Source organism: Bartonella tribocorum CIP 105476 (assembly GCF_000196435.1).
In the GTDB taxonomy this organism is placed as follows: Bacteria; Pseudomonadota; Alphaproteobacteria; order Rhizobiales; family Rhizobiaceae; genus Bartonella; species Bartonella tribocorum.
Genome location: NC_010161.1, coordinates 810,588 through 826,603, shown reverse-complemented (window position 1 = coordinate 826,603; position 16,016 = coordinate 810,588). Strand labels below are relative to the sequence as shown.

At 37.4% G+C, this 16,016-nt stretch carries 13 protein-coding genes; 11 read left to right on the top strand and 2 right to left on the bottom strand.

Annotation, left to right across the window (positions count from 1 at the left end; all coding sequences use genetic code 11):
• Window positions 1–295: 295 nt before the first annotated feature.
• Complete coding sequence (locus BTR_RS03680) at window positions 296–1,075, bottom strand: energy transducer TonB family protein (RefSeq protein ID WP_012231303.1); 780 nt, start codon at window positions 1,073–1,075, stop codon at window positions 296–298.
• A gap of 241 nt (window positions 1,076–1,316) precedes the next feature.
• Between BTR_RS03680 and BTR_RS03675 the strand changes: the two genes are divergently transcribed.
• The 5 genes from BTR_RS03675 (at window position 1,317) to BTR_RS03655 (ending at window position 7,648) form a co-directional block, all read left to right on the top strand.
• Window positions 1,317–3,494 carry a TonB-dependent hemoglobin/transferrin/lactoferrin family receptor gene (locus BTR_RS03675; RefSeq protein WP_012231302.1) on the top strand — a complete coding sequence of 726 codons (2,178 nt, stop codon included), beginning with the start codon at window positions 1,317–1,319 and terminating at the stop codon, window positions 3,492–3,494.
• 264 nt (window positions 3,495–3,758) lie between these two features.
• Complete coding sequence (locus BTR_RS03670) at window positions 3,759–4,802, top strand: hemin-degrading factor (protein ID WP_012231301.1); 1,044 nt, start codon at window positions 3,759–3,761, stop codon at window positions 4,800–4,802.
• A 13-nt stretch (window positions 4,803–4,815) separates the two neighbouring features.
• On the top strand, window positions 4,816–5,721 hold the full coding sequence (locus BTR_RS03665) for a heme/hemin ABC transporter substrate-binding protein (protein WP_012231300.1): 906 nt from the start codon (window positions 4,816–4,818) through the stop codon (window positions 5,719–5,721).
• Between the two features lie 17 nt (window positions 5,722–5,738).
• A complete protein-coding gene (locus tag BTR_RS03660) occupies window positions 5,739–6,818 on the top strand; it encodes a FecCD family ABC transporter permease (protein ID WP_012231299.1) in 1,080 nt (359 codons plus the stop codon).
• On the top strand, window positions 6,815–7,648 hold the full coding sequence (locus tag BTR_RS03655; RefSeq protein WP_012231298.1) for a heme ABC transporter ATP-binding protein: 834 nt from the start codon (window positions 6,815–6,817) through the stop codon (window positions 7,646–7,648). Before BTR_RS03660 ends, BTR_RS03655 begins: the two co-directional genes overlap by 4 nt.
• Before the next feature lie 609 nt (window positions 7,649–8,257).
• Here the strand turns inward: BTR_RS03655 and BTR_RS03650 are convergent.
• On the bottom strand, window positions 8,258–9,232 hold the full coding sequence (locus tag BTR_RS03650) for a tail fiber protein (protein WP_012231297.1): 975 nt from the start codon (window positions 9,230–9,232) through the stop codon (window positions 8,258–8,260).
• A 1,367-nt stretch (window positions 9,233–10,599) separates the two neighbouring features.
• Between BTR_RS03650 and thiC the strand changes: the two genes are divergently transcribed.
• The 6 genes from thiC to BTR_RS03615 are packed head-to-tail and all read left to right on the top strand — an operon-like array spanning window position 10,600 to window position 15,698.
• On the top strand, window positions 10,600–12,420 hold the full coding sequence (thiC, locus tag BTR_RS03640; RefSeq protein WP_012231296.1) for a phosphomethylpyrimidine synthase ThiC: 1,821 nt from the start codon (window positions 10,600–10,602) through the stop codon (window positions 12,418–12,420).
• Window positions 12,417–13,367 (top strand): glycine oxidase ThiO, encoded by a 951-nt coding sequence (gene thiO / locus BTR_RS03635; protein ID WP_012231295.1) that lies wholly within the window; start codon window positions 12,417–12,419, stop codon window positions 13,365–13,367. The genes thiC and thiO overlap by 4 nt, the downstream gene beginning before the upstream one ends.
• Window positions 13,368–13,370: 3 nt before the next feature.
• Window positions 13,371–13,568, top strand: a complete 198-nt coding sequence (gene thiS, locus BTR_RS03630) for a sulfur carrier protein ThiS (protein ID WP_012231294.1) — start codon at window positions 13,371–13,373, stop codon at window positions 13,566–13,568.
• Between the two features lie 5 nt (window positions 13,569–13,573).
• The gene (locus tag BTR_RS03625) at window positions 13,574–14,344 is read left to right on the top strand and encodes a thiazole synthase (protein ID WP_012231291.1); all 771 of its coding nucleotides are present in this window, start codon (window positions 13,574–13,576) and stop codon (window positions 14,342–14,344) included.
• Entirely contained in the window at window positions 14,344–14,949 is a 606-nt protein-coding gene (locus BTR_RS03620; protein WP_012231290.1) for a thiamine phosphate synthase, read from the top strand. Before BTR_RS03625 ends, BTR_RS03620 begins: the two co-directional genes overlap by 1 nt.
• A complete protein-coding gene (locus BTR_RS03615; RefSeq protein WP_038473409.1) occupies window positions 14,940–15,698 on the top strand; it encodes a hydroxymethylpyrimidine/phosphomethylpyrimidine kinase in 759 nt (252 codons plus the stop codon). Before BTR_RS03620 ends, BTR_RS03615 begins: the two co-directional genes overlap by 10 nt.
• Window positions 15,699–16,016: the final 318 nt, after the last annotated feature.

Below are 16,016 nucleotides of genomic sequence, written 5' to 3'. Positions count from 1 at the left end.
ATAAAATTTTATTAGACATAATTAAGCTTCATTTGATAAAAGCTATAGTCCTATTTCCCCCTAACTTCCAACGTTGCAACAGCCCTTTCATTGAGAGCATTCATAAGAAATATATTACTGTTTTTAAAAAGTTTTTTTATCCATGCTCTTCCTCACTCGTGTCATAAGTCAGCGCGGATGATTTTGATTGCTTCAATGTAAAAAAATTCGAAAAACTATATTTGAACTTTCATTTAAATTATAAATAGCCTTTATAAATAAATATATTATGTGAACAGAGTCTTCATTAAAAAAATCAGCTAAATATCAAGGATACTCTGATAATTTTATTCACTTTTGATGGTGGAGGGGGAGGAAAAGCACCAACGCGCTGAAGAGCTGCCATAGCCAATCGATCAAGTTCTGGATCTCCAGCAGAAACGACGACACGGCTAGAAAAAATGCCCCCCCGCTCATGCACCCTAAATTCTAATTTCACCGTTCCTTTTGCTCGACTGGTACGCTGTCCTACAACATAATTTTTTTGCCGTTCTAATTGCGACTGTACCTTTGCTAACCACTCCATTAACATCATATCTTCAAACCCTACTGTACTACCGCTCTGTCTGGCATTAAGTGAATGCACGGCCTTTACAGATGGCTTCTTTACAACTGTCTTTGGTATTGTTTTTTTCTCAAATATTTTATCTTCTACTTTTTGAGGAAGAGATTCTTCCAAAGACTTTACTGTAAAATCATCTTTTTCTACACTATGCTGGGACTCTTCCGGTTGAATATCATCCACCGTTTCCGATATCTCTGGCTCTTGCTCAGAAAGATCTGGCTGCAATAGTTCTGGTTTTGTGCTAGCATTTGACAAATCTATATCATTATCCAGATTTGACTGATCTATATCAGCATCTAGGTATACACTCTCTTGGGCAAGAGTTAGTATAACCGTTGACGAGAGCACACCCTTACTGACACCAGCCTTTCGAAAATAAAACTGTGTTCCCAATGCAATATGCAGAGACAGAGCACCAACAAATGCAACCATCCAAAGAGTTGATAACTGCCTCTCATTTGCAAAGTTCATCGTTTTTCCGCCGCTATTCTAAGTGCAATATTGGTATCTCATCTCATTAAAACAAGCTATTTTGAAATTGCAACTTTTTTCTTGACTGATTTTATCATGTTTAATATGGTTCCCCTGTGATTTTATATTTTAAATCATCTCTGCTTGGTTGGCTAATTTTTGGTAGGGTTAAGTCAAGCGTTTTTATATGTAAAATTTCAAGCTTAGAGAGGGGATGTTAAAAAAAAGGTTATAATGTGTTATGCAAATAAGACGAAAAAATATCCATAAAAGCTGTGTGATTTTAGGTGCGTTGTCGGTCTGTATACCTTCATTTGTTTTTGCACAAAACAGCGATAAGAATGTTGTGACTGAGCTTAAGCCAATCCTTATTAAGGGAAAAAAAGTCGAAGATACTTCAAATTCAATAACCATTCTGACTGATCGTAAAACCAACAAGAATATTGATGAAAAACAAATAACTGATGTTTATGATGTGAGTCGTCTTAATCCTTCTGTATCCTATAACTCAGAAAATAACAGTTTTGTTATTCGGGGTTTAGATGCAAACCGTGTTCTTACGACAATGGATGGCATTTCTCTTCCGTGGTTTAATGATATATTCCGTGGTGGAGGTGGGAATACAACGTTTGATTTCAATGCTCTTTCTACGTTTGATACTATTCAGGGATCAGATTCTAGTCTTTATGGTTCTGGGGCGCTTGGGGGGATAATTGCATTGCGGACTCTTAATCCTGAAGACCTTATTGTGGAAGGAAAGAATTGGGGAAGCCTTATAAAAGGTGGTTACCATTCTGTTGATAACAGCTGGCGCATCGATCAAGCTTTTGCTGTGCGTAATTACCGGACATTTTTGCTTTTCCAAGGGTCTTATGTAGAAGGTCATGAGCGCAAAAATATGGGAACAGTGGGAGGATATGAAGAACGCACGCGTAAAAATCCTTCCAACTTTGATAAAAATAACTTGCTTTTTAAAATTCATCAATATTTGAGTGATAATCATCGGCTTGGTTTTACCGCAGAGCGTTTTGGTCATAATAGTAACACGCATGAATTAAATTCGTCTAAAAGGTATGCTCCAGGTTCTGTTTATGAGCGGGATGATAAGCTTCGTGAGCGTTTTTCTCTTTCTTATAATTATAAGGGTAACGGCGATGCGGTTCTTGATGCGTTTAGTGGAGTGCTTTATTGGCAAAGGCAATCAAGTCGTCACGTTTTGACTGGCGTTCGTGTTTCAGCGCCCAAAGGGGATTATTTAAGAGATAATTTCTTACGTAATATTAATTATGGTTTCAATGCTGATGCACTTAAAAAAGTGGATTTTGGCACTACAAGCCATACGTTAAAGTTTGCAACAAATGTTTCGTCATCTAAATTTCATCACTATTTGTTAGGTAAAGACAATTGTCATATAAAAGAATATGCTCGAGGATGTCTTTTTGTTCCTGCTAATCGCTCAGATTCACCAGACACAAATGGTTACAATTTAGGCTTTGTTTTTGAAGATGAAATTGGGTTCGTTGATGATCGTTTTCGTGTAACACCGGGAATCCGGTATGATTGGTACAAATATGTTCCTCAGAAAACACCTTCTTATGAGAAAGCTCTGATTTCTGATAAATTCCCTCCAGAAAGAAGTGGATCGCGCTTTTCTCCTAAATTACGCATGGAGTGGGATGTTCGTAATCAAGTAACCCTTTATGCTCAGTGGGCACAGGCTTTTCGTGCACCACGTATTTCAGAGCTTTATGTTTCTTATATCAAGCCTTCTGCTTATTACGTGAAAGGAAATCCTGATCTTCAACCAGAAACAAGCAATGGGTATGATGTTGGTCTACGGTATGGAAATGCAAATTTTGGAGGTTCCTTCAATGCCTTTATTAACCAGTATAAGAACTTCATAGATACTGAAGATAGAGGACCATCAGAAGAGTTCAGATTTGCGCGTCGGCATTACATGAATCGTTTTCGCGTGCAAATTTTTGGTGTTGAAACAAAAGCACATCTAGCTCTTAAGAATGGTTTTCATAGCAATGTTTCTCTTGCTTATTCACAAGGAAAAGATCTTGATAAAAAGGAATATCTTAACTCAATTCCTCCTTTAAAAGCAGTTATCGGCTTAGGATATGCGAAAGAAGTTTGGGGGGGCGATATTATCCTTACTTTGGCAGCCAAACGTGACAAGGTAGCTGAGGCATCTGATTACCAAAAAATTCCAGGATATCATGTCGTTGATATGACAGGGTGGTGGAAACCATTCGGTGAAACAGGCCCTATCTTGAGAGCCGGTGTTTATAATCTTTTCAATACAAAATATTGGAATGCATCAGAACTTCCTTCAGGTAAAAGTTCAACACCAAAGGATTATTATAGCCAGCCTGGTCGTAACTTTAAGGTATCATTTGTACAAAAGTTTTAATCACTTCTGTTAACTATTCGGTCAATAAAATTATATCGATAAAAGGATTAATTATTATGTTTCTATTTTCAACATCTTTGAAATTACAAAGATTTGGTAGAAGAGCTTTAATTTTTCCTGTTTTATCGTTTTTTAATTATTCGCCTGTTCGCGATAGAGCGGTATTTTGTGATAGATTAAACTCTTTTAAGGGGTTTAATCTATTGCTTTAGAATTTTAAAATTTGAAAGTTAGTTTTTAAGTTAAGTAACATAAGGTAAAATCATGGCCCATACAGCTGAAATGATTCTTCGTTTGCGTGAAGAAAAAAAAGAAATGCGTAACCGTGATTTTGCGGTTTCGCTTGGTATATCTGAAGCAGAGCTTATTGCGGCCTATTGTACTGTTGGAAAAGCAAAAAGACTACAAGTTGATGTTGCTACTCTCTTGGAGAGTGCTCCTCGACTTGGAACAGTCATGGTCTTAACACGAAACGAACATGCGGTTCATGAAATAACAGGACGTTTTGAAAAAGTTGTTCAAAACGAACATATTCCTATCACGCTTGGTGAAATTGATTTGCGTATTTTTACAAAACAATGGAAGTTTGGTTTTGAATATGATGTTATTATTCTTGGAAAACCTACAAAAAGTCTACAATTCTTTGATCAACATGGCGTTGCTATTTTAAAAATCTATTCTAAAGATATGACAAATATGGAAGAGTGGAATGAACTTGTTGAAAAGCTCCTTCTTGAAGATCAGTCCTCTGCTCTTGACATTCTTCCCGTTTCCCTTCCAGTTCAGTGTGATATAACAGAATTGGATATTGAGAATTTTCGGGATCGTTGGCGGAAAATGACGGATGTACACCAACTTCACAAAATTATTTCCGAATTTAAAATTAATCGGCATCATGCTGTAAAACATGTTGGTAATGAATTTGCCGATGAATTACAGGTAGATGCTGTTGAAATGATGCTTAACCAAGCCGCACAACAAGAACTGCCAATTATGTGTTTTGTTGGTAATAGAGGGTGTATTCAAATTTTTAGTGGGACTGTAAAAAATATTAAGCAAATGGGACCGTGGCTTAATGTTCTCGATCCAGGATTTGATCTTCATTTACTCACATCTGGTATTGCTCGTGTATGGCATGTTCGCAAACCTACCCGTGATGGTTATGTCAGTTCACTTGAAGTTTTCGATAAAAATGATGAAATGATTGTTCAATTCTTTGGCTTGCGCAAAGAAGGTCAAAAAGAGCGTGATGATTGGCGTTCTTTATTGAAATCTCTTCCTCTCTATCAAGAATTAGTCGTCACTTAGAAAGAGATAAAATATGCTTATATTTCTTTTGCGCAGACGGTTAAGTTTTTTTCTTTTTTTTATACTGCTTTCTCTTAGCTTTTTTTCTCAACGTGTTATTGCTGAACCTACCACACATTTTTCTGAAAATGCACGAATTGTCTCTATTGGTGGTTCTCTGACGGAAATTGTTTATGCATTAGGCGCGCAAGATCAACTTGTTGCCCGTGATAGTACAAGCGTTTATCCTAAAGAAGCTCTCAAACTTCCTGTGCTTGGCTATATGCGTGCTCTTTCACCTGAAGGTGTTTTGTCTCTGGCTCCAGAAGGTATCTTGCTTGTTGAAGGGAGTGGACCTCCTTCAACAATTGAAATCCTCAAAAAAACATCAATTCCTATCGTGATCATACCTGAGAACTATTCTCGAGAAAGTGTCATAGAAAAAATTCACCTCGTTGGAAAAGCCATCCATCGTGAAGCACAAGCCGCTGCATTAATTCAAAAAGTGAGCCGTGATTTTGTAGATAATGATGCTCTTTTGGCAAAAGTAACGAAACCAAAGCGTGTCCTTTTTATTTTGTCCGTGCAAAATGGGCGCGTTATGGCATCTGGAACAGATACAGCGGCTGATGGTATCATAAAACTTTCGGGGGGTATCAATGCCATTACTGATTATAAAGGGTATAAACTTCTCAATAACGAAGCATTATTGAAAGCAAATCCTGATGCTATTTTGCTTATAACACACAGTGGAAGATCTATTAATCTTGAAAAGCTTTTAGCTATACCAGCAATTCAAGCAACAACTGCCGCCAAAAATCATGCTATTAAACAAATGGATGCTATGTACCTTTTAGGATTTGGTCCACGCACTGCATACGCATCAAGAGAACTTATTCATATGCTTTATGGTGCAAACCAAAACGGTAAAAACGGATAGAATTGGTAGCGCCATCCATGGTTTATGCATCTGAAACAAAAAAAAATAAAAAAATAAATCGCGAGAATTTGAGAAAAATACTCTTATTCAGTCTAATAATATTTCTCGTCTTTAGTATTTTAAGCGGACTTTTAAATGGTGCTTCAAATACTTCTTTCTTTGATTTTCTTTATAGCATGTTTACGCAAGAATTTTCTGTCAGTAGTAAAACACGCAATTATCTCATATTTATTGATATCAGGCTTCCTCGTGTTATCTTAGGGTTATTGATCGGAGCAGCTTTGGCTGTCTCTGGTGTTCTGATGCAAGGACTTTTCCGTAATCCTCTTGCAGATCCTGGGATTGTAGGTGTATCAGCAGGAGCCGGTCTTGGTGCTGTTTTAGCAATTGTTATCGGTTTTGCCTTTCCTATTTCATTTGCACCTTTTCTAGAGCCATATAAAGTTATCATAGGTGCTTTTTTTGGTGGACTTTTATCAACGATTGTTCTCTACATCATAGCAACGCATCATAACTTTACCTCTATTGCAACCATGTTGCTTGCCGGTATTGCCCTTGGTGCCTTAAGCAGTGCAGTTGTCGGAACGTTGATTTTTATCGCAAATGACCAACAATTACGCGATATCACTTTTTGGAGCCTTGGCTCTCTTGCGGGTGCGACATGGTTGAAAGTATGGCTTGTTCTTCCTTTCATCTTTATTGGTCTTCTTTTCTCCCCCTTTTTATCACGAGCACTTAATGCTCTTGCGCTTGGAGAAGCCGTTGCTGTCCATATCGGTTTCCCTATTCAACGCGTTAAAAATATTGCTATTCCCCTTGTTGCTCTTATGTGTGGAAGTGCTGTTGCTGTCAGTGGTGGTATTGGTTTTATTGGTATTATTGTTCCTCATATTTTACGTCAGCTCATTGGTCCTGACCACCGCTATCTCATTCCTTATTCTGCCCTCTTGGGAGCAGCATTACTTATTTTTGCTGATACGTTTGCACGCTTAATTGTTGCTCCCGCAGAATTGCCAATTGGAATCGTAACAGCACTTTTTGGTGCCCCCTTCTTCCTGTGGATCCTTATATGCAAACGAGGAACAGACTTTTCATGATTGAAGCGACAAATATTTGCGTTCAGCGTGGAAAGAAACAGATTCTTAACCACATTAATCTTCAAGCTAAAAGTGGAGCTTTTACCATCATTATCGGTCCCAACGGATCAGGGAAAAGTACTTTTGTCAAAGCATTGAGTGGAGAAATTCCTTACAGTGGAAAAATAACCTTAAATGGTTATGATGTGCGCCAAACAAAGACTTACGAAATGGCCCAAATGCGCGCCGTTTTACCACAATCAACAACGCTCGTATTTCCATTCTTAGTCCATGAAGTTGTAGGACTTGGCCTTTCTGTAAACCACATTACCATTGCCAAAGTCGAATTGCAAAATCTTATCCAAGAAGCTTTAGAGCGCGTTGACCTTTCTGATTATGGTAACCTGTATTATCATCAATTATCAGGTGGAGAGCAAGCGCGCGTACAACTTGCGCGTGTTCTTTGCCAAATCTGGAAACCCATTTATAATGGAATTCCTCGTTGGATGATATTAGATGAACCCATTGCAAGCCTCGATATTCAACATCAAATTATTGTTATGGATATTGCGAAACAATTTGCCCATTCTGGTGGTGGTGTTCTTGCTGTTCTTCACGATCTCAATCTCGCGGCACATTATGCAGATAACATGATCTTGCTCAAGGAAGGAGAGATTTATTGCGAAGGAAATGCAACTAATGTTTTGACAACACAAAATCTCCACGATGTTTATCATTGTTCCTTAAACGTTTCTGAATTACCTAAAGAAGATATCCCATTTATACTCCCTCAAACGGCTTCTTCCCATGAGAAGAGATCCCAAAGCTACCGGCTTCAATCTAAAAATTAAAATCCATAAAAAAATAAAACATGTAAATATTAAACGGTCTGTTTTATTGTTAAATGAACTTCTTTTGGGTCATATGTCCTTTTAAAAAAGAGAATCGAGTACACCGTATTTTGGGACAAAAAACCTGTTTAAAATCTTTTAAAATTTTACGAGACTAAAAATATTGGAGATTTTGTTTTGCTATTAATTTATATAATATCGATATGCGCTTTCCCGCTTTTTCTATAACTTTTGTTTTTATAAACATAATCCAAGAAATATGTACAAAATTAGATGTATTGTCTATATTTTCTAAATGCCCGATAGAAATCAAGTTCCTTTCTTCAATCTATAAAATATTTATTTGTGGCTTTAATGGCATTATTTTTTATGACACATATGCTCTAGCTATTTTTACAAATAGACAAATATTCATTTATACACCTCTATAGTAAAAGCATATCAAATCATATTTTTGACTTTTCTCCCTCTATTTAAAAATTGTTTTTTAACTCTTTTAAGATAGTAATAAGCTAGTTTTTTCTTCACATACGCAGAAAATAACGCGGAATCGCTCCGCGTTAATAAAATTATTCAAATGTGTATAGATTCTTTACTCCCCGATTATACTCATGATTTTATAGCATAGATAACCGTTGTATTAACAGGGCGCGTCTCTGCTTCACCCGTATGGGAAAGAGTTATCTTGTGTGTATGTGCACCAGCAGAATCTGTTTTCCCTTTCAGGGTTGTATTATAGGTATAATAATTCGGGAGTCTCCCAATATTACCAGTTGGCCATCCAACTCCTTTATACTCAAAATTGTGCACATGCGCTCCTGATTCTTCAACGGTCCCAATATGCGTATGCGATTTTATGCTATCTTGTTGTTCATCTGCAAATTTTCTATCATTATCTAAACCCCGACCATCATCAAAGCCACGTAAAAACATGCCTCTAAAATCAGGAACTTTAAAAGTTGTATCGCTATTTTTTCCCCATTTATCACCTATAGCCTTGAATAATTGCGGATAATCTTCACGCTTATAAGCCGTACCATCACATAAAAGCCAACCATTCGGGATATTTCGCATAGCAAATGTTGCAATGAATCCCGCAGGAAAACTTTCTATCTTTGGTGGTGTAGGATTTAATAAATACCAACCCTCATGCTCTTTTATTAAAACACCACTATTATATACCATTTCATAAATGCCATCTGTTTGTAGCTCTCCACCTTCTAATGGTATAATCCCCGCATCGGTAGCTTTATAGATAAGCTTTTCTCCTATATTATTAACAGTTATTGTTGTCGTACCAATATTCACACCACGCGCTTTAAAACGTATGATTATATCATTATCGTATTTCTTTATCGCTGAAACTGTCTTTAAGGTAATTAATGTTGTTTTATCTTCTGCATTTACCATAAAGCATGAGTCAATAGATCCACCATTATCGGCAAGATACTCACGCACGCGCTGCATCATCGCCCGTGCACTATCATTGACAGAACTAGGTGGCTGACCTTCTGCCCAGTTAATGATATTATCTGAATGAGCATTTTCATCAGCTTTTAGCGACCAATCGTAAATATTAGACATTATAAATCCCCCATTATTTTCATCGTTTTTCTCATAATTTCTCGTTCTGTGCTCTAAAAATATGCCTGCCGCATTGGTACATCATAACCGCTGCACCAACCCTATTTTACGCATTCTTTCTCTCTTCACTCCTTCCCATTTAATAAGTTCATTTCATAAAACTTTTTTCATAACATCAGTCTTAATGCTTCCACTTCTAATGTGTAATCTAAGCACCTCATCTGATGTTCTTTGATATCTTGTTTTGTTACTTTGCTGTCGTTATATAGCCGTATTTTCAAATCTTGCATCTTGTTGCAAAATTTAAAAATACTGTTAAAATTTTCTCTTACTATAGATTTCATCTAACCATTATTGAATGCAATAACTTGTCATCTGCATAGAAAGTTTCTGATTTAAATTTTTAATGAGACATTTTATTTTTTCAGTATGTTAAGCTTATCTTTTGATGATGATTTCTATTAAAAAAATTCAAAAGTTAGCTTAAAATCTTCTGCATGCCCCTATTCTATTTTTATTTACATGCAGATACTTGATTCTATTTCATTCAATTTATTCCTGAAATTGTGTTATGAGATCAGCACCCATGTTTTTGAACAGACTTCTGTTCAAACTCCATGTATCATAGAGAATATATCGATATGATAATTTCTTCACACCTTCAGTGAACTGAAATACTAAGGAAATATCACAGACTTTCCTCAATTCTGAAGATTGTGCCCGATCCGTATATTAAGAAATATAACCCCGCCCCCAAGCTTTTATGAACACGTTTCGTAGGTTCTTTAAAACCAGCGCCCGATAACCACCCGCTCTCACTTAAAACAGCTCTCCCTGTACACGTATTCTATTATATGTATATTTTTTTTGCAAGAACAATCAATCCCTCTCAACATAATCTCGCAATTATTGTTGTTCTCCTTCATTCATTGCAATATCAAAGTAAGCATTCTCCAAACCCTTTTGCTAACTTATCTGCCTCACCCATCCAAACAAAAAATACTCCATTGATTTAACATTTGCTATCCCCTCAACTATCAAAGACAACTTCTTAATATTATAGTTTATCAGACCTACTTTTATTCTTAAAAAATATACCAAAATCGTTAAGAACATATCTTTGTGATTGACAATGTCCGTATTTAAGCCAATCATATTAATGCTAACAAAAGTGTTTACATGGGGGGTGCAGATATTATTGAGATATTGCATTAATCTTTTCAAATAAATTTTCTTAGGCTTTATTGAAGATCACTTACTATAAAATATTATAAGCATTTCTTCATTCAAGAGTACATAATTGATCATTTGAATATATCCCCATACCATCTTAGTTTTTGAACTCTGTGTTTAGAAGGAAAAAATTTGTGTCGAAAAATATTCCATTAATCAGTTGCAGCCCCTTTCCCGCCTCACGCAAAATTTATCAACAGAGTCCTCTTTTTTCTGATGTGCGTGTTCCGTTGCGTGAAATTTCATTGACCGATGGTAGTGGTGAAAAACCTTTAAATGTCTACGATACTTCTGGTCCCTATACCGACAAAGAGGCAATCATTGATCTTACAAAAGGTTTACCAGCAATTGGCTCATCTTGGCTCTCTAAGCGTGCTGATACTGAACCTTATCCTGCACGCTCAGTTAAACCTGAAGATAATGGATTAACAAGCTCTCCTATACCAGCCTTTGAAAAAAAACGACCTATTTTACGCGCCAAAAGTGGTAAAGCAATTACACAAATGGCGTATGCACGTGCAGGTATTATTACCGCCGAAATGGAATATGTCGCTATACGAGAAAATGAAGGGCTCGCGATAAAAGACCAGCAAACAGTGCAATCAAGTCCATTGGGTGGAGAAATACCGGAAATTTATACTGCGGAATTCGTTCGGAATGAAATTGCAAACGGACGCGCCATTATTCCTCAGAATATCAATCATCCAGAATGCGAACCAATGATTATTGGACGTAATTTTCGTGTGAAAATTAATGCCAATATTGGCAATTCCGCCGTAACATCTTCTATGGCAGAAGAAGTTGATAAAATGGTTTGGGCTATTCGTTGGGGCGCTGATACAGTGATGGATCTCTCGACAGGGCGGAATATTCACAATATTCGTGAGTGGATTATTCGAAATTCCCCGGTGCCCATCGGGACTGTTCCTCTTTATCAAGCACTCGAAAAAGTACAAGGTATTGCTGAAAATTTAACATGGGACATTTTTCGTGATACCCTTATAGAGCAAGCAGAACAAGGCGTTGATTATTTTACTATTCATGCTGGCTTAAGGTTACCATTTATTCCGATGACCATTGATCGTATAACAGGTATTGTCTCACGAGGCGGTTCTATTATGGCAAAATGGTGTCTCCATCATCATAAAGAAAGCTTTCTCTATGAAAATTTTGATGAAATTTGTGATATTGCAAGCACCTATGATATCTCTCTTTCCTTAGGAGATGGATTACGCCCTGGCTCTATTGCCGATGCGAATGACGAAGCACAATTTGCCGAACTTAAGACTTTAGGAGAATTGACAAAAACTGCTTGGGAAAAAAATGTACAGGTTATGATTGAAGGACCAGGACATGTCCCAATGCACAAAATTAAAGAAAATATGGAACAACAACTCGATCTCTGTCATGAAGCCCCTTTTTATACTTTGGGACCTCTTACAACTGATATCGCTCCTGGTTATGACCATATTACATCAGCAATTGGTGCGGCTATGATTGGATGGTTTGGAACCGCTATGTTGTGCTATGTAACGCCTAAAGAACATTTAGGACTTCCCGATAAAAATGATGTCAAAACGGGAGTCATCACTTATAAAATCGCCGCTCATGCAGCTGATCTTGCAAAAGGTTTGCCCAGAGCACAGTTACGCGATAATGCTCTTTCACGTGCACGATTTGACTTTAGATGGCATGATCAATTTAACCTGTCTCTTGATCCAGAAACAGCGTGTGCCTTTCATGATGAAACCATGCCGAAAGATGCTCATAAATTGGTGCATTTTTGTTCCATGTGCGGACCAAAATTCTGTTCTATGCGTATTTCCCATGATATTCGAGATGCTGCAGCACTCAAAAAGGCAAAGGGTGAGGGTATGGTTGCTATGGCAGAAAAATATCAAGAAAGGGGTGACATTTATGTCGAAGCACCTCAAAAAAAGAGAGTAAACAGTTGAAGAATATTCTTATTAAAGGTGCGGGAATCGGTGGTTTAACCGTTGCTTTTATGTTACAACAAAAAGGCGTTCATGTTACTGTATCGGCCCCTCCTTCTTCTCCTATAGGAACAGCAAGTTGGTATGCGGGAGGAATGCTGGCACCTTACTGTGAAAAAGAAAATGCTGAACAAATAGTTGAAGACCTTGGTGTACAAGCTATACAATGGTGGTGCAAAATATTTCCAGATCTTGTTATACGAAAAGGAACTTTAGTTGTCGCACCAGCACGAGATAAGGTAGAACTTGAACGATTTTCAGAGCGAACACATCATCATAGAATTATAAATGGTGAAGAAATAGCGCGTCTTGAACCAGATCTTGCTGAACGTTTTAACCATGCGCTTTTTTATGAAAATGAAGCGCATCTTGATCCTCGCAAAGCACTTACTGCTTTAAAAGAAATTCTGATAAAAAATGGTGCATGTTTTGTTGATGTCAAAACATCTGCAACAGATTTTGATATGATCATTGATGCAACAGGAATAGCACGTTTAGGAAAAGATAAAGATATACGAGGGGTGCGGGGTGAAATGCTGCTCCTACGCAGTACAGATATTAAACTTTCCCGTCCCGTTCGTCTTCTTCATCCCCGTATTCCGCTCTATATTGTACCGCGGCAAGATAATATTTTTATGATTGGTGCAACGATGATTGAGAGTGACTTTGATGGTGCCATCTCTGTCAGATCAATGATGGAATTGCTCAACGCTGCCTATACATTGCACCCTGCTTTTGCTGAAGCAGAAATTATTGAATCTGGTGTTGGGGTTCGTCCAGCTTATCCTGATAACTTCCCTTCTGTATACAAATATGGTAATCACATTTCTATGAATGGATTTTATAGACATGGTTTTCTTTTATCTCCAGAAATGGCAAAACGAGCAATGAAATTGGCATTGGAATAAAACATGCAGATATTTGTTAATGGTGAAAAACTTCAAACAGAAGCCACTTTTCTTAATCTCTTGCTTGTGGAATTGGGATATGAAGGAAATTGGCTAGCAACTGCTGTTAATGCTGAAGTTGTTCCTTTAGAGGCGCGCAATCAATTTATTTTGCATGAAGGAGATAAAGTAGAAATTTTAAGCCCAATGCAAGGAGGCTAATATTTATGTTGAATCTTTATGGACGTGAATTCTCATCCCGTCTTATGTTAGGTACAGCACAATATCCCTCCCCTGCAATTCTGCGTGATGCTATTTGTAAATCCGGTACAGAAATTATAACCGTTTCATTACGCCGAGAAAGCGCTGGGGGAAAACAAGGAGGGCAGTTTTGGCAATTCCTTCAAGAGCTCGATATAACGATACTTCCCAATACCGCAGGTTGTTACACTGTTAAAGAAGCTGTAACGACAGCCTATTTAGCACGAGATCTCTTTAAAACCTCTTGGATTAAACTCGAAATTATCGGAAATGCCGATACCTTACAGCCCAATGTTTTTTCTTTAATTGAAGCAGCAAAAATTTTAAACAGTGAAGGTTTCCATATTTTTGCCTATACAACCGATGATCTCATTGTGGCTGAAAAGCTTCTCGATGTTGGTTGCCGTGTCATTATGCCTTGGTGCGCGCCTATTGGCTCTGCTAAAGGCCCTCATCATATCGATGGACTGCGCTCTATCCGTGCTTATCTTCCTGATGTTACTCTCATTGTTGATGCTGGCATTGGGCGTCCATCCCATGCTGCTGTTGCTATGGAACTGGGTTATGATGCAGTGCTTCTCAATACCGCAGTTGCTAAAGCAGGTGATCCTATCTTGATGGCTGAAGCGTTTTCCAAAGCTATTCAAGCAGGACGTATGGGATATAAAGCAGGTATTCTCGAAGCACGCAATGTCGCGGTTCCTTCAACGCCCGTCATTGGTAAAGCGGTATTTTGATGAAGTTGGACCCCTTTTATCTCATTGTTGACAATGCTGATTGGGTTGAACGCTTGGTTCCTCTTGGTGTCAAACTCATACAATTGCGTATGAAAGACGAAGATTTTCAAACAATCAGTCAACATATCAAACGCGCAAAAAACATTTGTGATCATTGGGGAGCACAATTAATTATTAATGATCATTGGCGCATGGCCATTGATGAAAAATGCCATTTTATTCATCTTGGACAAGAAGATCTACGTAATGCTGATCTTCATGCAATTCGTAAAAATAATATAAGATTTGGTGTTAGCACCCATGATGAACATGAATTGGATATCGCACTCTCTGTTCATCCTGACTATATTGCTCTTGGTCCTATTTATCCGACAATCCTAAAAAAAATGAAATGGCAACCTCAAGGATTGGAAAAAATCAAACAATGGAGAAAACGGATTGGTGCTTTACCTTTCGTTGGCATTGGTGGTTTAAACCCAGAACGCGCAATGGATGTTTTGAAAGCAGGAACCAATAGCGCGGCAGTTGTCACCGACATTATCCTTCATAAAAAACCCGAAGAACGGGTAAAACAATGGCTCAAGGTGACCCAACCATGGCGTTAACACCTTCTATTCTCATTGTTGCAGGTACTGATCCAACAGGCGGTGCTGGCATTGTTCGTGATATAGAAACAGCTGCATATTTTCACATCAAGGCAAATTTAGCCATCACTTGTGTGAATGTACAAGATGATCATCACGTTGCTGAAATCGTGCCCATGAATGAGAAACTTATCGCCGCGCAAATGCGCATAGCTTTAGAGGCTAATCCTATAAGAGCAATAAAAATTGGCATGACAGGAAATCAAGCAATTATAGCAGCAATTTGTCGTGTACTCGAAGATTATCCTCATATTCCCGTTATTCTTGATCCTGTACTGGTTGCTTCGTCAGGGGGAAAACTAACAACGGAAAAAATCATAGAAATTATGATCAATCAGCTTCTCCCATATGTTACTCTTTTAACACCCAATAGAGACGAACTTGCTCTTCTTAGCCAAACCCCACTGGCATCTCATCATGAAGAGACAATACAACAAGCAAAAAAACTTTTGTCATTGGGCGCTCGCTCTATTTTAGTAAAAGGGGGGCATGCAGAAGGACCTCTTGCAATTGATAGCTTCATTGACAAAATGGAAGTCATCAATATTTCTGCTCCACGTTTAAAAGGAACAATGCGTGGAACAGGGTGCATTCTCTCAAGTGCTATTGCAGCCCATTTAGCACTCAATGAACCTCTTATTTCAGCTGTAAAAAAAGCAAAAGCATATACCCACACATTGCTTTTAACCCATTGTAAAAATATTTTTTAAATAATAATATCTTATATAAAAGTAATATTTATGTATTTTTCTTATATGCATAGTATTTTTAAATAAAAATAACAAAAAGAAACAAATATATTGTTATTCAAACCACTTTCATTCAATAGAGAATTCTTTTATCACGAAAAATTAGTCTGTTTAAAAAATTAAAATCGTGCAATCAAACAAATTGTACATTTTAAAATGTCTATAATTGCAAATATCTGCATTTTACGATTTGTCTTTTTTGTAAAAAGAGAAAATTCTGTCAGCGTTTTTATACACTGATAAACATATTTATAAAACTTGAAGGATGATTTTGTTTGA